Raw genomic sequence first — 18,729 nt, 5'->3', positions numbered from 1 at the left:
TTGACCGCAGCCTTGCCGCGGCAGACCATGTCCGGTGGACGGCCGTACAGCCGTCCCAGGGCAAATGACCTCTGGGGAGATCCGGCGCACTGCGGCGGGTCAGGGGTGAACAGAAGGGCTGTCATGGATTTCCTGCTGTCTTTGCTTGGGCGAAACGGCTTCCTGCCGCATGGCTACTGCTTCACCTGGGCCCCGGCGCTGCTGTGGCCGATGGTGCTGGCCGACGGGCTGATCGCGGCGGCGTATTTCTCCATTCCGCTGGCCATCGTCAGCTTCTACCGCAGGCGGCCCGATGTGGGCTACCGCCCGGTGGCCTGGCTCTTCAGCGCCTTCATCTTCGCCTGCGGCATCACCCACGTGATGGACGTGTGGACCATCTGGCAGGCCGACTACGGGCTGCAGGTGGTGGCCAAGGTCTTCACCGCCGCGATTTCGGTTGTCACCGCCGTTGCCCTCTGGGTGCTGCTGCCACGCGCCTTGCGCATTCCTTCCGCGGCACAGCTGCGCAGCGCCGTGACCTCGCTGGAAGCCGAAGTCAGCAAGCGCCGCAGTGCCGAGCAGCACCTGGCAGGCATCGAGCAAAGCGTGGCCTTGACGCTGGACAGCATTGGCGCCGGCTTCATCGTCACCGATGCCCACGGCATGGTGACCCGCATGAACGAGGTTGCCGAGCGGGTCACCGGCTGGCCAGATGCGCAAGCGCGTGGCCGCGTGCTATGGGACGTGCTGGTGCGCGAAGGCCGGGATGAGACCGTCACCCGCGAAAATCCGGTGGATGTCGTGCGCAGCCTGCTGACCACTGCCGGCGCGGTGACGTGGCATGGCCTGATCCGCTCGCGCAGTGGCAGCCTGACGCCACTCGAAGTACGCGCCACGCTGGCCCCAAAAGTCGGGGAGGGCGGCCAGCAGCGCGGCATGACGCTGGTGTTCCGCGACCTGACGCAGATCGAGGAGATCGAGGCTGAGCGGCTGCGGCTGGCCGCCATCGTCGATTCGTCCATCGACGCCATCGTCAGCAAGTCGCTGGATGGCCGGATCACCAGTTGGAACCATGCCGCCGAAACCCTGTTCGGCTACAGCGCACGCGAGGTCATGGGGCAGCCGGTGCAGGTCATTGCCGACCCGGAGCACGCCATGGCCGAGCCGCACATGCTGGCCGACATTGCCTCGGGCCACAGCGTGCCGCCGTTCGACACCGTCGCCCGCGCCAAGGGAGGCCGGCACTTCGAGGTCTCGGTCAGCGTGTCGCCGCTGCGCGACCCTTCAGGCCGGGTCGTTGGCAGCGCCAAGATCGTGCGTGACCTCAGCCCGCAGCGGCGCGCAGAGGCCGCGCTGCGCGAGAGTGACGCCAGGCTGCGGCTGGCGCTCGACTCGGCCCAGATCGGCGAATGGGACATGGACCTGGCGACCGGCGCCACGCACCGTTCCATCCGCCATGACCGCTGCTTCGGCTACAGCCACCTGCAGCCCTCGTGGTCCTTCAACACACTGCTGGCCCATGTGCATCCGGAAGACCGGCCCGAGCTGCAGGCGAGTTTCAGCGCCGCCGTCGAGCAGCAAAGCGACTGGCAGGCCGAATGCCGCGTGCGCTGGCCCGATGGCAGCGTGCACTGGATCAGCCTGCAGGCCGGGCTGCTGCACGACAGCGGCACGGCCGGCCGGATGCTGGGCATCGTGACCGACACCACCCAGCACAAGCTGGCGCAGGAAGCGCGGCAGAAGGCGCTGCGGCTGGAGGCCGAGAACCAGCAGATCCAGACCGCCAGCCGGCTCAAGAGCCAGTTCCTGGCCAACATGTCGCACGAACTGCGAACGCCGCTGAACGCGGTGATCGGCTTTGCCGACCTGCTGCACAGCGGTGCGGTGCCGCCGCAGTCGCCAAAGAACCGCGAGTTCCTCGGCCACATCGCGGCCAGCGGCCGGCACCTGCTGCAACTGATCAACGACGTGCTGGACCTGTCCAAGGTTGAGTCCGGCAAGTTCGAATTCTTCCCGCAGCAGGTGGCGCTGGCACCGCTGGTCCGCGAGGTCTGCGACGTGCTGCAGCCCGGCATGCAGCGCAAGCAGCTGCGGCTGGACGTGGACCTGGACCCGGCCATCGGGGCATTGGAGCTGGACCCGGGCCGCCTCAAGCAGGTGCTCTACAACTACCTGTCCAACGCCATCAAGTTCACGCCCGAAGGTGGCAAGGTCACGGTGCGCGGCCGGCCCGAAGGCCCGGCGCACTTCCGGCTGGAGGTCGAGGACAGCGGCATCGGCATTGCCGAGGCCGACCTGCCGCGGCTGTTCACCGAGTTCCAGCAGCTGGACACCGGCTACAACAAGCAGCACGCCGGCACCGGCCTGGGCCTGGCGCTGACACGCCGGCTGGTGCAGGCCCAGGGGGGCCGAGTCGGCGTGCGCAGCACGCCGGGCTTGGGCAGCGTGTTCCACCTGGTGCTGCCGCGCATGAAGCCGGCGCATGCCGACGGACCGATGCTGCCGCCTGCCAGCCACAGGCTGCTGGCCATCGAAAGCGATGTGCGGCTGGTGCGCAGCCTGGCCGACACCGGTTTCCTGGTCGACGCGGCGGCGGATGCGGCCGAGGCGGTGGCCCAGGCGCGCCAGCAGGCCTATGACGCCATCTTGCTGGCGCTGAGCCTGTCCGGGCGCGGCGGCCTGAGCGTGCTGGCCAGCATCCGCGAGTCCGGGCCCAGCCGCAGCACGCCGGTGCTGGCGCTGAGCATGCCGGCGGAAGACACCGGCGAGACCGCCAGCTTTGCCGTCGCCGACCTGCTGGCCAAGCCGCTGCAGAACGGCGAGCTGTCACAGGCGCTGGGCCGGCTGGCGCTGCCGGTCAGCCGCCGGCCGCGCCTGATGGTGGTGGACGACGACCCGCTGGCGTTGGCGCTGATGCGCTCGTCGCTGGCCCAGCTGGGCATTGACGCGATCTGCCTGGCGGACGGGCGCGAGGCGCTGGAAAGCCTGTCGCAGCACCGGCCCGATGCCTTGATCCTGGACCTGATGATGCCGGGCTTCGATGGCTTCGAGGTGCTGGACGCCTTGCAGCGCCTGCCTGCCTGGCGCGAACTGCCGGTGCTGGTGTGGACCAGCATGGTGCTGACTGACGATGAGTACCGCCAACTGGCCAGCTCGGCCCGCGCCGTGCTCGGCAAGGGTGGCGGCGCACTGGCCGACACGCTGGGCGCGCTGCGGCGCTGGCGGCCGCCGGTGGTGGCCTTGACCGAAGGAGACCTGCTGTGACCGCTGACACCCACCGCGCCGCGCGCATCCTGATCGTCGACGACAACGCGATGAACGTCGAGCTCACCAGCTACGTGCTGAGTGCCGACGGCCTGGAGGTCGACTCCGCAGAGGACGGCCTGGCCGCGCTGGACCGGGTGCAGGCCAACCCGCCGGACCTGATCCTGCTGGACATCCAGATGCCGGGCCTGGACGGGCTGACGCTGGCGCACCGGCTGAAGTCCGACCCGGCCACGCGCCACATCGTGCTGGTGGCCTTCACCGCCTATGCGATGAAGGGCGACGACGCCCGCATGCGCGCTGCCGGCTGCGATGGCTACCTGTCCAAGCCGATTGACGTGACCAAGCTGGCGGCCCAGGTGCGCGAAATGCTGCCGCCCGGGATCGGCGCGGCGAAGGACTGATCAGGCCAGCAGGCTGCGTGCCGCGGCCTGCAGCGCGTCCGGCTGGCCGCTGGCCAGCAGCATCTCGCGCACAGGTGCGCTGCTGCGGCGCTGTTGCCTGTCATAAAGCGGGTCGTAGTGCTGGTCCAGCAGTTCGGGCAGCAACTGCGACCAGTCGCCGGCCCGGGCCAGCGACTGCCAACGGGCCACGGTGGCGTTGCCACGCAGGCTGTTCAGCTCAGCCAGGCGCTCGCACAGTGCTTCGGGCTCCGCCGTGAAGAATCGGTATTCGTCCAGCAGCAGTTCGGTGCGCGCCGGAATGTCCATCTGCAGTTCCACCCAGCCCGCTGGTGCCTGGAGCGCGGCCAGCACGCCGTCGGGCAACTGGCGAGCGCCGATGCGACGGCTCTCGGCTTCCACGAACACCGGCCGCAGTGGGTCGAAACCCTGCAGCCGCTGCCAGATCTGCCCTTCGAACTGCTTCTGCCCTGGCTGGGCCACGCCGGGCAGGCCGCCCAGCACCGAGCCCCGATGGGCGGCCAACGCCTCCAGGTCCAGCACCTGGGCGCCCTCTTGCGCCAGCGCGGCCAGCAGCCGGGTCTTGCCGCTGCCGGTGCGCCCACGCAGCACCTGCCACTGGAAGCGGCCGGGCAGGGTGGCGAGGTCGTCGCGCACCTGGGCCCGGAAGGCCTTGTAGCCGCCCTGCAGCTGCCGGGTGCGAAAGCCGATCTGCGCCAGCACCAGCGACAGGCTGCCCGAGCGCTGGCCGCCGCGCCAGCAATAGACCAGCGGCCGCCAGTCCTTGGGCTTGTCGGCCACGTGGCGCTCCAGCGTGTCGGCAATGCGGCGCGAGACCAGCGCCGCGCCCTGCTTGCGCGCCTCGAAGGTGGAGACCTGCGTGTAGACCGTGCCGACATGGGCCCGCTCGGCATCGTCCAGCACCGGCCAGTTGACGGCGCCGGGCAGGTGGTCCTCGGCGAACTCGGCCGGCGAGCGCACATCGATCACGGTATCGAACTGCGCCGGCTGGGCCAGCCAGTCCGGCACCTGGATGGGAGAGAAACTCATGGGAGGAAGGCGGGCATTGCGGCGATTGTCCGCTGGAACCAAGGCCGGCCCGCGGCCACGGCAAGCCCTCGAAAAGGCCTCCGTTGCCAAATCCTTGCCACGCTGGCCCGGGAAACCGGCAAAAACCAGAAAAAACCAAGACCGGCGAGGACTCCGTTGCCTGGCTGCTCGGCATGCTTCGCCGCATTGGTTGCCGGCGTGCCTGCATGTCGGTTTTTGCTTTCATCCGCCTTCGGAGCCCATCCCCATGTCCCAGTCCCGGACCTCGTCCCTCACCATGTTCTCCCGGCCCGCCTGGCTGGCCTGGGGCCTGTTGGCCACCGCTGCCGCCAGCGCAGCGTCGGACCCGTACAAGACGCCCGCTTCGTCGGTCGGTGCCATCGCGCTTGCCAACGACACGGTGATGGCGGTCAGCGACGGTGGCGACACCAAGCGCTTCTACACCATTGACGTGCCCGAAGGCGTCGGCTCGCTGACCGTCAGCGTGACCGGTGGCAGCGGCGATGCCGACATGTGGATGGCCGCCGCCGGCAAGCCAGTCAGCAAGATGCACTACGACTGCTACACCGGCGCCGAAGGCAACAACGACGTCTGCACCTTCTACAACCCCAAGCCGGGCCGCTACACGGCCATGCTGAGCAGCATCTACATCGGCGGCTACACCGATGCGCAGTTGCTCGCCAGCTACACCCTGGGCACCCAGCAGGGGCCGAAGGCCATCAAGCTGGCTTCCGGCGTGCCCACGCAGGTGTCCGGCGCGGCCGGCAGCTCGGTGCTCTACAAGGTCAGCGTGCCCAAGGGCATCTCGCACCTGGTGGTCAGCAATGCAGGCGGCAGCGGCGACGTGAGCCTGTCCATGAAGTACCAGCAGGAACCCAGCCCGGACAGCAATGGCTGTGGCGTCAGCTGCGACCAGGGCTTCCCCAAGGTCGGCACCTGGTACGTGAAGGTGACAGGCAACACCGATTTCCAGAACGTCGCGCTGACGGCCCAGCTGTCGACCCCGTCGCCCTTGACCGACTTGGGCAACGGCGTGCCGCTGACCGGCCTCAGCGGCAGCTGGGGCGACAGCGACATGCACTACTACAAGATCGACGTGCCCGAAGGTGCCGGCAAGCTGACGGTGGCGACCACCGGCAGCACCTCGGCCGACCTGCTGATGTACGTCAGCCGTGGCGAGGTGCCAAGCTGGTGGCAATACGACTGCAGCTCGGACGTGTTTGGCAATGGCGCCAACGAAACCTGCGTGTTCCCCACGCCCAAGGCCGGCACCTACTACATCGGCCTGAGGAGCTTCGACAGCTACAGCGATGTCGCCCTCACTGCCACCTATGAACTGGGCGGTGGCGGCTACACCGGCGCGGCCTGCCCGGCTGGCACCACGCAGCATGTGGGCACGCTGTACCGCGGCCAGGCGGCCCGCTTCAAGTTCGACTCGGCCGGCGGCAAGGTCGGCGCGAAGATGACGGTGCAGACCGATTTTGTGCACGACGAGATCTACCCGCTGGACTTCGACCTCTACCTGGAGCAGAAGGTTGCCGACGGCCAGTGGAAAGTGATCGGCTCGTCGACCAGCGTGACGACCGATGGCACGGTGACGACAAAGACCGCGCCGGCCGGCATGCTTCGCTGGACCGTGACCGCGCTGGACGGCTCGGGCGACTTCCGCCTGTGCACCGCTGGCGAGTGACCCGAGGGCCGGGCGCCTCGCGCGCCACGGCTTGCCGGCTCACGCCGGCGCAATGGCGTCCAGCAGCTCGCTTTCCATCTGCAGCTGCACCTTGGGCTGCGCCAGCGTCATGCCGCTGATCAGGAAGGTGTCTTCCACCCGCTCGCCCAGGGTCGACACCTTGGCGAGCTGCAGGCTGATCTGGTGTGCGCCCAGCACACGGGCAATCGCGTACAGCAGGCCGGAGCGGTCGCTGGCGCTGACCGACAGCAGCCAGCGCTGGCCGCGCTCATCCGGCCGCAGCTGCACGCGCGGCTTGACCGGGAACGAGCGCACCCGGCGAGAGACCCGCCCACGGCTGGGTTCGGGCAACGGGCCGCTGCTGGCCAGCGCCAGCGCGGCCTGGGTCTCGACCAGCGAGATCATGTCGCGGTAGGCGGTGGCGCCCTGGTCGTCGGCCAGCGGGTTGACGACCTGGAAGGTGTCCAGTGCATAGCCGGTGCGCGTGGTGTGCACCTTGGCGTCCTGGATCGAGAAGCCGGTGCTGTCGAAATAGCCGCAGATGCGGGCGAACAGGTCCGGCCGGTCCTGGGCATACACCAGCACCTGCAGGCCTTCGCCGATGGGCGACGGCCTGGCCCGCACGATGGGCTTGTCCGCCGCCAGGTGGCGCCACAGCGAGCGGGCATGCCAGGCCACTTCGGAGCCGTCGTGGCGCGCGAAGTAGCTCACCTCCAGCGTGCCCCACAGCGGCTCCTCGGTGCCCGGCAGCGCCGAGTGCAGGGCAAGCAGGTGGCGAGCCTCCTGCTTGCGGGCCTCGATCTCGGCGTCTGCATTCGGCGTGGCCCCGCCCAGCGCGCGCAGCGTCAGGCGGAACAGGTCTTCCAGCAGCTTGGCCTTCCAGGCGTTCCACACCTTGGGGCTGGTGCCGCGGATGTCGGCCACCGTCAGCAGGTAGAGCGCGATCAGGTGGCGGGCGTCGCCCACGTGGCGCGCAAAGGCGGCAATCACGTCCGGGTCGGACAGGTCTTCCTTCTGCGCCACGCGGCTCATCGTCAGGTGCTCGCGCACCAGGAATTCGACCAGCGCGGCGTCCGCCTTGTCGATGCCGTGGTCGCGGCAGAAGCGCCGCACTTCCGTGCCGCCCAGCTCGGAATGGTCGCCGCCGCGGCCCTTGGCCACGTCGTGGAACAAGGCCGCGATGTACAGCAGCCAGGGCTTGTCCCAGTTCGCCGCCAGCTGGGCGCAGAACGGGTACTCGTGGGCGTGTTCGGGAATGAAGAAGCGGCGCACATTGCGCAGCACCATCAGGATGTGCTGGTCCACCGTGTACACATGGAACAGGTCATGCTGCATGCGGCCGACGATGGCGCGGAACACCCACAGGTAGCGGCCCAGCACCGAGGTCTGGTTCATCAGCCGGAAGGCGTGTGTCTGCCCTTCGGGCTGCTGCAGGATCTCCATGAACAGCGCGCGGTTCACCGGGTCGCGCCGGAAGCCGCCGTTCATCACCTTGCGGGCGTTGTAGAGCGCGCGCAGCGTGCGGGCAGACAGACCCTTGATGCCGGGCGTCTGCTGGTAGATCAGGAAGGTTTCGAGGATGGCGTGCGGGTTGTCCAGGTAGAGGTCGTCCCGGGCGACTTCCAGCGAGCCGGCGCGGTCGAGGAAGCGGGCGTTGATCGGCCGCATCGGCGCCGTCTCCGAGCCCATGATGCGTTCCTCGATGTTCAGCATCAGGATCTGGTTCAGCTGGGTCACCGCCTTGGCAGCCCAGTAGTAGCGCCGCATCAGCACTTCGGAGGCGCGCTCGTTGCCGGTGCCGTGGTAGCCGAAGCTCTCGGCCACGGCGGTCTGCAAGTCGAAGACCAACCTGTCCTCGCGGCGGCCCGCCACGAGATGCAGCCGGGCGCGGATCAGCTTCAGCGTGCCTTCCTGGCGCTGCAGCTGCTTGACCTCGAACTGCGTCATCAGCCCCTTGGCCGCCAGCTCGCCCCAGGTCTTGCCCAGGCCGGCGGCACGTGCCACCCACATCACCACCTGCAGGTCGCGCAGGCCGCCCGGGCTTTCCTTGCAGTTGGGCTCCAGCGAGTAGGGCGTGTCCTCGTACTTGACATGGCGCTGGCGCATTTCCAGCGCCTTGGCGCGCAGGAAGGCCACCGGGTCCATCGTCTCGTCGGTCGCGCGGCGAAAGCGGGTGAACAGGCGCCGCGGGCCGCACAGGAAGCGGCTTTCCAGCAGCGCCGTCTGCACCGTCACATCGTTGCGGGCCTCGGCCACGCATTCGTCCACCGTGCGCACCGAAGAGCCGATCTCCAGCCCGATGTCCCAGCAGCCGGTGATCAAATCCGACACGCCGGCCTGGCAGACCGGGTCGGCCTCGGCACCGGCAGGCAGCAGCACCAGCACGTCAATGTCGGAATACGGACACAGCTCACCGCGCCCGTAGCCGCCCACCGCCACCAGCACCGCGCCCTGCGGCAGGCAGGACTGGAACCACAGCTGGGCCAGCGTCGCGTCCACATGCCGGGCCAGTGCCCGCGCCAGTCGCGCCGCGCTGGTGACCGTGGGCCTGGCCTCGCGGAAGTGGTTCAGCAAGGCAGCCTTGCCGTCCTTGAAGCGGCGGCGCAACTCGGCCACCGGCACGGCGGCCTGCGGCGGGATCGGAGGCTGGATGACGGACTCTAGGACTGCAGACATCCGCTTGTTCAGCCGTTGACGAAGGCCGGCGGCGGCGGGCTGCCAGCAGAAACCGTCAGCACTTCATAGCCGGTGTCGGTGACGACGATGGTGTGTTCCCACTGCGCCGACAGCGAGCGGTCCTTGGTGACGATGGTCCAACCGTCGCCGGCTTCCTTGATCTCGCGCCGGCCGGCGTTGACCATCGGCTCGATGGTGAACACCATGCCCGGCACCAGCTCTTCCAGCGTGCCCGGGCGGCCGTAGTGCAGCACCTGTGGCTCCTCGTGGAACTTCAGGCCGATGCCGTGGCCGCAGAACTCGCGAACGATGGAAAAGCCCTGGTTCTCGGTGAAGGTCTGGATCGAATGGCCGATGTCGCCCAGGCGAGCGCCTGGCTTGACCTTGACGATGCCTTTCCACATGGCTTCGTAGGTCAGCGCGCACAGGCGCTTTGCGGCGATGGAGCCTTCACCGACGACGAACATGCGGCTGGTGTCGCCATGCCAGCCGTCCTTGATGACGGTGACGTCGATGTTGACGATGTCGCCGTTCTTCAGTGGCCTGTCGTTGGGAATGCCGTGGCAGACCTGGTGGTTGATCGAGGTGCAGACCGACTTCGGGTAGGGCGTGTAGCCCGGCGGCTGGTAGTTCAGCGGCGCGGGAATGCCACCCTGCACGTTCACGATGTGGTCGTGGGCCAGCTTGTCCAGCGCTTCGGTCGTGATCCCGGGCTTGACGTGCGGGGTCAGCATGTCCAGCACTTCCGAGGCCAGGCGGCCTGCGACGCGCATGCCTTCGATGTCGGCTGCGGATTTCAGGGTGATCGTCATCCACTGATTATCCCATCGCATCGTAAAATGCCGGGTTTCCACGGGCGCGACCGGGGAACCAAGTAAGCCGACGGTGGGCATTCCTGCCGCGGACTTTGTCACCAGGTTTCCACGCTCCCAACGCGTGCCCGCACCGCCGCCAACCGACGGAACCCCATGTCCACAGCTTCCAAGCACCTGATGCACTTCGAGGGCGGCAACGCCCTTTCCGCGTTTCGCGCCGCCGCCCTGCTGCCGGCCCTGCAGGCCGCATGCCCCCGCATCGCTGGGGTGTCAGCCCGCCATGTGCACTGGGCCTGGAGCGACGCGCCACTGGCGGCTGAAGTGCGCCAGAAGCTGGCCGAGCTGCTGAGCTACGGCGACGCCTATGAAGCGCCGGCCGAGGGCGAGCTGATCGTCGTGATGCCGCGCCTGGGCACCGTGTCGCCCTGGGCCTCCAAGGCGACCGACATCGCCCACAACTGTGGCCTGCCGATCCACCGCGTCGAGCGCGTGACCGAATTCCGGCTGGTGCTGAAAAGCGGGCTGATGAGCACGCTGACCGGAGGCAACAAGCCGCTGACCGCCGAAGAGCGCGCCGCCTGCGCACTGCTGCTGCACGACCGCATGACCGAAAGCGTGGTCTTCGAGCGGGAAGCCTCGCAGCACCTGTTCGACGACAAGGCCGCCGAGCCGCTGGCCCATGTGGACGTGATCGGCCAGGGCCGCACGGCGCTGATCAAGGCCAACAGCGAGTTCGGCCTGGCGCTGTCGGACGACGAGATCGACTACCTGGTCAAGGCCTTCACCGCGCTCAAGCGCAACCCCAGCGACGTCGAGCTGATGATGTTCGCGCAGGCCAACAGCGAGCACTGCCGCCACAAGATCTTCAACGCCGAGTTCATCATCGACGGTGAGCAGCAGCCGCTGTCGATGTTCGGCATGATCCGCAACACCGAAAAGCTGAACTCGCAGCACACCATCATTGCGTACAACGACAACGCCGCGGTGATGGAAGGCGGCCCGGTCGAGCGCTGGCTGCCTGAATCCTCAACTGCGGGTTTCACCGATGCGCCGAAGTACGGTGCACGCGAGGAAACCGCGCATGTGCTGATGAAGGTCGAGACGCACAACCATCCGACCGCCATCTCGCCGTTCCCTGGCGCCTCCACCGGCGCCGGCGGCGAGATCCGCGACGAAGGTGCCACCGGCCGCGGCGCCCGCCCCAAGGCCGGCCTCACCGGCTTTTCCGTCTCCAACCTGAACCTGCCCGGCACCAGCGAACCGTGGGAGCAAACGCCCTACGGCAAGCCGGAACACATCGCCAGCCCGCTGCAGATCATGACCGAAGGCCCGCTGGGCGGCGCGGCGTTCAACAACGAGTTCGGCCGGCCAGCGCTGGGCGGCTATTTCCGCGTCTACGAGCAAACCGTGGGCGAGGGTGCAGACGGTACGGAAAAAGCCATCCGCCGCGGTTACCACAAGCCCATCATGATCGCCGGCGGCCTGGGCATGATCTCGGACGGCCAGACCAAGAAGCTGCCGTTTGCCGCCGGCACGCTGCTGGTGCAGCTGGGCGGCCCGGGCATGCGCATCGGCATGGGCGGCGGCGCTGCCAGTTCGATGGCGGCCGGCACCAACACCGCGTCGCTGGACTTCGACTCGGTGCAGCGTGGCAACCCCGAGATCCAGCGCCGCGCGCAGGAGGTCATCAACCACTGCTGGAGCCTGGGCGCCGACAACCCCGTCGTCGCGATCCACGACGTGGGCGCCGGTGGCATCTCCAACGCCTTCCCCGAGCTGGTGGACGGTGCCGGCAAGGGCGCTCGCTTCGACATGCGCAAGGTGCCGCTGGAAGAGTCCGGCCTGGCGCCCAAGGAAATCTGGTGCAACGAGAGCCAGGAGCGCTACACGCTGGCCATCGACCCGGCCAAGCTGGGCTTGTTCGAGCAGATGTGCGAGCGCGAGCGCTGCCCGTACGCCATCGTCGGCGTGGCGACTGACGAGCCCGAGCTGATCCTCGAAGACGGCCCCGGCGGCGAGCGCGTGATCGACATGCCGATGGACGTGCTGCTGGGCAAACCGCCGAAGATGCAACGCGACGTGAAAAGCGTGGTCCGCCAGCTGCCTGCACTGGACCTGACCGGCGTGCCGCTGGACAAGGCCGCACGCGACGTGCTGCGCCACCCGACAGTCGCCAGCAAGCGTTTCCTGGTCACCATTGGGGACCGCACCGTGGGCGGCATGAACCACCGCGACCAGATGGTCGGCCCGTGGCAAGTGCCGGTGGCAGACTGCGCCGTGACGCTGGCCGACTACAAGGGCTTCCGCGGCGAAGCCATGAGCATGGGCGAGCGCACGCCGCTGGCTGCGCTGGACGCACCGGCCTCCGGCCGCATGGCCGTGGCCGAAGCCATCACCAACCTGCTTGCTGCGCCGTTCGAGCTGAGTCGCGTCAAGCTCAGCTGCAACTGGATGGCCGCTTGCGGCGAGCCGGGTGAAGACGCCGCGCTGTACGAAACCGTCAAGGCCGTCGGCATGGAACTGTGCCCGGCGCTGGGCATCAGCGTGCCCGTCGGCAAGGACAGCCTGTCGATGCGCACCCGCTGGCAGGACGATGACCAGACCAGGCAGGTCGTCGCGCCCGTCTCGCTGATCGTCACTGCCTTCGCCTCGCTGGAAGACGTGCGCGGCACGCTGACCCCGCAGCTGCAGGACGGCGACACCACGCTGATCCTGGTCGACCTCGGCCAGGGCAAGGCCCGCATGGCCGGCTCAATCCTGGCGCAGACGCTGCAGCGCTTCGGCGACAGCGTGCCGGACCTGGACGACCCCGAACTGCTGAAGAACCTGGTCGCCGCCATCAACGCGCTGCGCAGCGACGCCAAGCTGCTGGCTTACCACGACCGCTCCGACGGCGGCCTGTGGGCAGCGGCTTGCGAAATGGCCTTTGCCGGCCGCCGCGGCGTGAGCCTGAACGTGGACATGCTGGTCACCGAAGGCGACGGCATTTCCGACAGCCGCGCCGAAATGGGCGACTCCAAGAACTGGGCCAGCCAGGTCAGCGGCCGCCGCGAGGAACTGACGCTGAAGGCGCTGTTCAACGAGGAGCTGGGCGCGCTGATCCAGGTGAAGACCATCGACCGTGACGCGGTGCTGGGCACGCTGCGCGCGCATGGCCTCTCGAAGCTCAGCCACGTCGTCGGCAAGACCAACGACAAGGGCGTGATCGAAGTCTGGCGCGATGCCAAGAGCCAGTTCAGCGCGCCGCTGGCCGAGCTGCAGCAGCAGTGGGACGACGTCAGCTGGCGCATTGCCCGCCAGCGCGACAACCCCGTCTGCGCCGACAGCGAACATGCGCTGGCCGGCAGCGGCGACGCGGGCCTGCATCTCGCGTTGACCTTCGATGCCAAGGAAGACGTGGCGGCGCCGTACATCCTGAAGAGCGGCACCCGTCCGAAGATCGCCATCCTGCGCGAGCAGGGCGTCAACAGCCACGTCGAGACCAGCTACGTCTTCAACCTGGCCGGCTTCGACGCGCACGACGTGCACATGAGCGACCTGCAAAGCGGCCGCGCCAAGCTGGCCGACTTCAAGGGCTTTGTCGCCTGCGGTGGCTTCAGCTACGGCGACACGCTGGGCGCCGGCGAAGGCTGGGCCCGCTCGGTCATGTTCAATCCCAAGCTGGCCGAAGACTTCGAGGCCTTCTTCGGTCGGCAGGACACCTTTGCTTTAGGCATCTGCAACGGCTGCCAGATGATGGCCGCGCTGTCGCCCATCATTCCTGGCGCACAGGACTGGCCGAAGTTCACCCGCAACAAGAGCGAACAGTTCGAAGGCCGGCTGGCGATGGTCGAGGTGCTGGAAAGCCCGTCCATCTTCTTCCAGGGCATGGCCGGCAGCCGCATGCCCATCGCCGTTGCCCATGGCGAAGGCTTTGCCGACTTCTCACAGCGTGGCAATGCAGCCAACGTGAAGCGCGCGATGCGCTGGGTGGATGGCAACGGCCAGCCGACTGAGGTCTACCCGCTGAACCCCAACGGCAGCCCCGACGGTTTGACCTCCGTCACCACGGCCGATGGCCGCTTCACCGTGCTGATGCCGCACCCCGAGCGCGTGTTCCGCAATGTGCTGATGAGCTGGACCAGCGGGTCAGTGGACGAACTCAGCCCGTGGACGCGAATGTTCCGCAATGCGCGGAAGTGGGTCGGCTGAGAAATCTCTTTTCCCGTTCGTCCTGAGCCTGTCGAAGGACTCTTCGCCAGCTCGCTTTGAGCTTGGCCGAGGGCGCTGGCTTCGACAAGCTCAGCCCGAACGGGGATGGGGGGCCGATGGGTGAGTGGTGGCTGAACGGTGAGGGGTGCCTCTATATCCGTTCTCCCTGAGCCTGTCGAAGGGCCCAGGGGCACCCAGCCTCAATTCCCCAGCAATTCCCCCGCCGGCTGCAGCGCCTTCACCGAGTCGCAGAAGACCTTCACGATCATCAGGATGGGCACGCCGAGCAGCATGCCCCACACGCCCCAGAGCCAGCCCCAGAACAGGATGCCGATGAAGACGGCCACGGGGTTCAGTCGGCTGGTGCGGCTGGTGAGCCAGGGGGTGAGCAACTGGCCGGTGATGAAGCGGATGCCGAGTGACAGGCCGGCGATCAGCAGCGCGGATTCCAGCGTGCCCAACTGCATCAGCGCGACCAGCGCCGCGCCGCCGGTGACCACCACGGTGCCCACGTAAGGCACCAGGTTGCAGACGGCGGCGACCAGGCCCCACACCGCTGCGTGCTGCAGCCCTGTGGCCCAGAACGCCAGGCCGGTGGTGAGACCGACGATGGCGCTCAGCACGAGTTGCACCATCAGGTAGCGCCGCACCTGTCGCACCACCTCGTCCAGCGCCTGCACGGTGACCTTCTTGTGCGTCAGCGTCGGCCCGGCGAGGCGGACCATCTTGCGGCGGAAGTTGGTGCCCGAGGCAAGCAGGAAATAGGTCAGCAGGCAGACGGCCGCGGCCTGGCCGCCCAGGCCGAGCAGGCCCAGCGTGCCGGTCCACACATAGTCCTTGATGTTGAACTTGGGCTTGACCGCCTGCACCATCAGCACGCCCTTGGTGTTGGTGGCGCTGGCGGTGAGGGCGTTTTCGTCGGCGGCCTGCTCCAGTTGCGCCGCGGCCTTCTGCACCCGCTCCAGCGCGCCTGGCTGGTTGCTGTGGCGGGCCTTCAGCGTCTGGCGCAGCTTCTGCGCAGCTTCGGGCAGCGACTCCATCAATTGCGAAGCATCGTCAGCCAGCGCGTAGCCGGTCCAGCCCAGCCCGCTGATGATGGACGAAACGACCAGCGCGGCACCCAGCCAGCGCGGCAGCCGCCACTTTGCCAGCCGCGTCACCACCGGCGAAAGCGCGTAGTTGAAGATCACGCTGAACAGCACCGGGATGCAGACCGCCGCCGCCCAGTGCAGCGTGTAGATGCACAACAGCGTGGCCATGATGGTCAGCGCCGCGGAAGGACCGGTGGGGCGCCAGCGCGGCGGTGCCACCTGCACATCGACGTGGGCGGGCGCCGGCACTGACAAGGCGGCCGGTTCAAGTTCCGCAGCAGGTTGTTGTAGCAAGTGATCCTCCGACGAACAACAGGCTGGCAGCGGCCGGGAAAGGGCGCTGCCAATGCAGCCGGTGGGCTGACCACGCGACGTTGACGAGCCTACGCCCCTGCGGTTCGGTTTCAAGTCGGCCGGACCGCGCCCCGCTTGTAGGTTCAGTCCGATGACGGCCGCCGCAGTGCTTTCGCCGCAGCAGTAGTAGGGCCCAGCCTACGCAGAGGCCCGCCCGCGGCCGACGCAGGCGAGCCAGGCGGGCTTTGATACTCGCGAGGTCTGGCCGCCGGTCAGTTGCTGGAGAAGCTCTTGCTTGCCGTCATCGTGCCTGCGCACAACGAAGAGGCTCACCTGGACGCCCGCCTGAGCGCGCCGCCCCTGGCCAATGGCCCCCACTTCGCCGTCAGCGCGCGGGCCCATGTGGCCGCCAAGCTCCACGAGGATCACACCGACGCGCCGGCCATCCTCTGGCACGGCGCCGCTGGCATTGCCGCCTGGGCCGCGCGCTCGGCGCTGGCCCGTTCTGCCACGGCGCGCACTTCGCCCGCCTGGCGGCCGACCTGCCCGTCTTCATCCGCCAAAGCCATGCCGAACGCGACCTGGCGGCGCTCGGCGAAAAACCTGCTCACGCCAGCCACCGAACCCTGGAGCCTGTGACATGGACCTGCAAACCTTCTCCGACATTGCGCCCCCGGTCGTTTCCGATCCTCGCTTGCCCGACCGCGCCGCCCGCGGCGAAGGCACCGATGAAGCCACTTGGCTGGACTGGCCCGGCATGGCCAGGCTGCCGGCGCTGGACCTGGCCACCTGGTTGCCCGCCAACTGCCGGCTGGTGGTGGTGGCACCGCATCCGGACGATGAAGTGCTGGCCTGCGGCGGCCTGCTGGCGCGCCATGCCGAGCAGGGAGGTGACAGCCTCGTGATTGCCGTGAGCGACGGCGAAGCCAGCCACGGCGGCCGCGACCCATGGCCGGCCGAAGTGCTGGGCCCCGTGCGCCGGTCCGAGAGCGACGCTGGCCTGGCGATGCTGGGCCTGTCGCCAGCCGCGGTCGTTCGGCTGGGTTTGCCGGACGGGCAGATTGCGCGACACGAAGGCGCGTTGCAGGTGCGGCTCGCGGCGCTGCTGCGCGCGTCGCCGGTGCCGGACCTGGTGCTCAGCACTTGGTCGCAGGATGGGCATCCGGACCACGAAGCCTGCGGTCGCGCTGCCGAGGCCGCGGCGCGCCAGCTCGGCTGCCGCTTCGCCGCGACGCCGGTGTGGATGTGGCACTGGGCCAGGCCGGACGATGCTCGGGTGCCATGGCAGCGCCTGCACGCCTTGCCGCTGGGCATCGCGCCGCGCGCCGCCAAGCTCCAGGCGCTGGCCGCGCACAGCAGCCAGCTCACGCCCCGGCCTGGCGACGAGTTGCCGGTACTGGGCGAACAGGTCATTGCGCGCGCCGGCCGGCACGCCGAATTCTTCTTCTGCTGAAGGCGCGACATGGCCCCGACCCGCGACGGCTTCGCTGGCCAGCCGGGTCCGAAACAAGACCTCGGACCTGCGCGCCCGCGGTCGTCGAACCCTGAGCAAGCGAGGTGCCGTGCCGCCCAGGCCGAGCCACGTCCGGAAGACCCGCCTGGCAGCGCGTCGTCCTGGTCTGACACCCGGAGAAGGCCATGGCCGATGAGAGAGACGCTTGAGCAGGTCCAGACTCAGCTTCACTGACCTCGGCACATGGGTCGGCGCCTGATCCAGGCATCGCAGTGCCGCCAACCCCAAAGGAGTTCACACCATGTCTTCATCCCTCCGTCTGGCCGCCATGGCCGCCCTGAGCGCCTCCCTGATCTCGCTGACGGCTTGCGCCGGCATGTCCAACCAGACCCGTGACACGGCAGTCGGCGCCGGTCTCGGCGCGATTGCAGGGTCGGTCATCACCGGCGGCACGACCGGCGGCGCTGTCGCCGGTGGCGTCATCGGCGGCGTGATCGGCAACGAAAACAGCAAGAAGTAATTCCTGCTTCGAGTTCGCGGGTTGACTTGATGCAACCCGCTGCGGCCCGGCCGGTGCAATGCGTCTTTCCAACGGGATCTCCGGGAAGGCTCAAAGCATCGCGCCGGGCCGCACCCTACGAGCAGGGCAACCCGGGATTGGTAGAGTGCATGCCCATTCAACGGCGGGGATTGTCCCGATCCGTTGTGCCGGCCTATCCTTTACCTTCATGCCTGCAGATCCAGAACAAGTCGAACAACGCCTCGTGGCGCTGGAAATCAAGGCCAGCTTCACCGAAGACCTGGTTGAACAGCTCAACGAGGTCATCGTGCGCCAGCAGCAGCAGCTCGACCTGCTGATCAACGAACTGCGCCAGCTGCGCCAGCAGGTGCCCACGCAAAGCGGCAACGGGGAGTTCCGCAGTCTCAGGGACGATTTGCCGCCGCACTATTGAGTCCAAGCCCGCCGAAAGGAGCCGTCGTGACCGATCTCGTCATCCGTCGATTGCTGATCGACCTCGAGACGCCGCTGACGCGGCACTGGAACGGGGGAGACGCCTTCCGAACGGCGTTCTTCAATGCGCTGTCAATGAGTTTCCCGCTGGGCGAGCAGTTTTTCATCGACTCGGTGAAGCTCGGGCTGCAGGCGCTGCCACCCGAACAACGCGAGCGCCACGAGGCCGAGGCCAGGGGTTTCATTGGGCAGGAGGCCACACACCGGCGCATCCACCAGCTGTTCAACCAGCACCTGCAGCAGCAAGGCCTGGTGAACCACTGGGAAGGGCGCATCCGCCACCGCCTGAAGCGGCTCGAAGGCATGGAGCCTCGGGTCTGGCTGGGGCTGACTGCCGCCACCGAGCATTTCACCGCCATCATGGCCGAGCACCTGCTGAGCCTCGACGCGCCGCTGGCCGGCACCGAGGAGCGGCTGCAGCTGCTGTGGCGCTGGCATGCCAGCGAAGAGTCCGAACACCGCTGCACGGCCTTCGACCTGTACTACGCGCTGGGCGGCGACGTGCGCTGGCGGCGCCGGCTGTTCTACATCGTCACCTGGCACTTCACCACCGACCTGCTGCGCCAGACGGTGAACAACCTCTGGCACGACCGCAGCCTCTGGCGCTGGTCCACCTGGTCCAGCGGCGCGCGTTTCCTGTTTGGCCAGGGTGGCATGGTGCGCGAGCTGTTCGGCCCGTGGCGTCGCTACCTGCGCACCGACTTCCACCCTTCGCAGCAGGACGACGAGCTGGCCCACGAGTGGCTGGCACAACACGCCAACTGGGCGGTACCGGTCAACCCGCCGCAACATCGCGAGGCGGCTTGAAAACCT

The 18,729-nt window shown here is 68.2% G+C and carries 12 protein-coding genes and 1 pseudogene; 9 read left to right on the top strand and 4 right to left on the bottom strand.

All coding sequences use genetic code 11. The annotated features are described in order from the left end of the window. Positions 1-123: 123 nt before the first annotated feature. Together ACAH41_RS27885 and ACAH41_RS27880 are read left to right on the top strand one after the other, a co-directional pair. Positions 124-3,243: a PAS domain S-box protein gene (locus ACAH41_RS27885; protein WP_325655668.1), complete on the top strand. Its 3,120-nt coding sequence runs from the start codon at positions 124-126 to the stop codon at positions 3,241-3,243. Next, positions 3,240-3,647, top strand: coding sequence for a response regulator (locus ACAH41_RS27880; RefSeq protein ID WP_325655667.1), 408 nt, complete (start codon positions 3,240-3,242; stop codon positions 3,645-3,647). The genes ACAH41_RS27885 and ACAH41_RS27880 overlap by 4 nt, the downstream gene beginning before the upstream one ends. On the opposite strand, the gene mnmH is transcribed toward ACAH41_RS27880, so the two are convergent. After that, complete coding sequence (gene mnmH, locus ACAH41_RS27875) at positions 3,648-4,694, bottom strand: tRNA 2-selenouridine(34) synthase MnmH (protein ID WP_325655666.1); 1,047 nt, start codon at positions 4,692-4,694, stop codon at positions 3,648-3,650. A 247-nt stretch (positions 4,695-4,941) separates the two neighbouring features. Between mnmH and ACAH41_RS27870 the strand changes: the two genes are divergently transcribed. Then, positions 4,942-6,384: a PPC domain-containing protein gene (locus tag ACAH41_RS27870; protein WP_325655665.1), complete on the top strand. Its 1,443-nt coding sequence runs from the start codon at positions 4,942-4,944 to the stop codon at positions 6,382-6,384. Between the two features lie 39 nt (positions 6,385-6,423). On the opposite strand, the gene ACAH41_RS27865 is transcribed toward ACAH41_RS27870, so the two are convergent. Both ACAH41_RS27865 and map read right to left on the bottom strand, forming a co-directional pair. Further along, positions 6,424-9,060: a [protein-PII] uridylyltransferase gene (locus ACAH41_RS27865; RefSeq protein WP_325655664.1), complete on the bottom strand. Its 2,637-nt coding sequence runs from the start codon at positions 9,058-9,060 to the stop codon at positions 6,424-6,426. An 8-nt stretch (positions 9,061-9,068) separates the two neighbouring features. Then, a complete protein-coding gene (map, locus tag ACAH41_RS27860; protein WP_325655663.1) occupies positions 9,069-9,872 on the bottom strand; it encodes a type I methionyl aminopeptidase in 804 nt (267 codons plus the stop codon). Positions 9,873-10,028: 156 nt separating this feature from the next. On the opposite strand from map, the gene purL reads away from it, so the two are divergent. Further along, entirely contained in the window at positions 10,029-14,066 is a 4,038-nt protein-coding gene (gene purL / locus ACAH41_RS27855) for a phosphoribosylformylglycinamidine synthase (RefSeq protein ID WP_370538700.1), read from the top strand. Positions 14,067-14,266: 200 nt separating this feature from the next. On the opposite strand, the gene ACAH41_RS27850 is transcribed toward purL, so the two are convergent. Then, positions 14,267-15,451: an AI-2E family transporter gene (locus tag ACAH41_RS27850; RefSeq protein WP_325655176.1), complete on the bottom strand. Its 1,185-nt coding sequence runs from the start codon at positions 15,449-15,451 to the stop codon at positions 14,267-14,269. A gap of 482 nt (positions 15,452-15,933) precedes the next feature. Between ACAH41_RS27850 and ACAH41_RS27845 the strand changes: the two are divergent. The 5 genes and pseudogenes from ACAH41_RS27845 to ACAH41_RS27825 form a co-directional block, all read left to right on the top strand. Beyond that, positions 15,934-16,053 (top strand): annotated as a pseudogene (locus ACAH41_RS27845) (acyl-CoA dehydrogenase); the annotation flags it as partial. Between the two features lie 38 nt (positions 16,054-16,091). Continuing rightward, positions 16,092-16,904 carry a PIG-L family deacetylase gene (locus tag ACAH41_RS27840; protein ID WP_325655178.1) on the top strand — a complete coding sequence of 271 codons (813 nt, stop codon included), beginning with the start codon at positions 16,092-16,094 and terminating at the stop codon, positions 16,902-16,904. A gap of 301 nt (positions 16,905-17,205) precedes the next feature. Further along, positions 17,206-17,424, top strand: a complete 219-nt coding sequence (locus tag ACAH41_RS27835) for a glycine zipper 2TM domain-containing protein (RefSeq protein WP_325655180.1) — start codon at positions 17,206-17,208, stop codon at positions 17,422-17,424. Positions 17,425-17,632: 208 nt separating this feature from the next. Continuing rightward, a complete protein-coding gene (locus ACAH41_RS27830) occupies positions 17,633-17,857 on the top strand; it encodes a SlyX family protein (protein ID WP_325655182.1) in 225 nt (74 codons plus the stop codon). Between the two features lie 26 nt (positions 17,858-17,883). Further along, positions 17,884-18,723, top strand: a complete 840-nt coding sequence (locus ACAH41_RS27825; RefSeq protein ID WP_325655184.1) for a metal-dependent hydrolase — start codon at positions 17,884-17,886, stop codon at positions 18,721-18,723. Positions 18,724-18,729: the final 6 nt, after the last annotated feature.

Source organism: Ideonella sp. (genome assembly GCF_041287625.1).
Classification (GTDB): domain Bacteria; phylum Pseudomonadota; class Gammaproteobacteria; order Burkholderiales; family Burkholderiaceae_C; genus Ideonella.
Note: the sequence above shows the minus strand (reverse complement) of the source record. Positions and strands in the feature narration are given on the sequence as shown.

Coding starts and splice junctions, on each gene's coding strand:
- ACAH41_RS27885 (WP_325655668.1), top strand. CDS start 124: ATGGATTTCCTGCTGTCTTTGCTTGGGCGAAACGGCTTCCTGCCGCAT.
- mnmH (WP_325655666.1), bottom strand. CDS start 4,694: ATGAGTTTCTCTCCCATCCAGGTGCCGGACTGGCTGGCCCAGCCGGCG.
- ACAH41_RS27870 (WP_325655665.1), top strand. CDS start 4,942: ATGTCCCAGTCCCGGACCTCGTCCCTCACCATGTTCTCCCGGCCCGCC.
- ACAH41_RS27865 (WP_325655664.1), bottom strand. CDS start 9,060: ATGTCTGCAGTCCTAGAGTCCGTCATCCAGCCTCCGATCCCGCCGCAG.
- map (WP_325655663.1), bottom strand. CDS start 9,872: ATGACGATCACCCTGAAATCCGCAGCCGACATCGAAGGCATGCGCGTC.
- purL (WP_370538700.1), top strand. CDS start 10,029: ATGTCCACAGCTTCCAAGCACCTGATGCACTTCGAGGGCGGCAACGCC.
- ACAH41_RS27840 (WP_325655178.1), top strand. CDS start 16,092: ATGGACCTGCAAACCTTCTCCGACATTGCGCCCCCGGTCGTTTCCGAT.
- ACAH41_RS27835 (WP_325655180.1), top strand. CDS start 17,206: ATGTCTTCATCCCTCCGTCTGGCCGCCATGGCCGCCCTGAGCGCCTCC.
- ACAH41_RS27830 (WP_325655182.1), top strand. CDS start 17,633: ATGCCTGCAGATCCAGAACAAGTCGAACAACGCCTCGTGGCGCTGGAA.